Origin of the sequence: Methanosaeta sp. UBA458 (assembly GCF_002496085.1) — an archaeon.
Classification (GTDB): domain Archaea; phylum Halobacteriota; class Methanosarcinia; order Methanotrichales; family Methanotrichaceae; genus Methanothrix; species Methanothrix soehngenii.
The window spans coordinates 1-445 of sequence record NZ_DAIK01000107.1; the positions used below are offsets into that span (position 1 = coordinate 1).

A 445-nucleotide genomic window follows, 5' to 3' on the forward strand; every position below is an offset into this window, starting at 1 on the left:
CAGACTTCGGCTATCTGATGTTCTATCCTCTCTTTGCAGCAGGTATTTTTCTGTTGCCCAATGCCCCTCTTTCTCCTCGGGAGAGGCTCGGGGTCATCCTTGATTCGGCAATTGTAATAATATCGGCTGCTCTGGTATTTTGGATCTTCTTCTTCGCCCCTGTAGTATCATCATTGAATACGATCACTTTGGAACTGACGATTTCTTTAGCCTATTCTATAATGGATATCGTCCTCTTCGTTGCCCTTATCCGACTGCTCTTAAGTAAGCTTGACGCTCCAACCATTACCCCTGCCCTTTTTCTAGCTGCTGGAATGGCTGCAGTACTGGTCGCAGATGCGGTGTTCTGCATCCAGACACAAAAAGGGACTTACATCTCAGGCAGCCATCTGGACACGATCTGGATCTCATGCAACCTGTTTATAGCATTGGCAGGACTGCTGCA

At 47.4% G+C, this 445-nt stretch carries 1 pseudogene; it reads left to right on the forward strand.

Going from position 1 to position 445, the window contains the following annotated elements:
• Nucleotides 1-17: 17 nt before the first annotated feature.
• Nucleotides 18-445 (forward strand): annotated as a pseudogene (locus BP822_RS07455) (diguanylate cyclase); the annotation flags it as partial.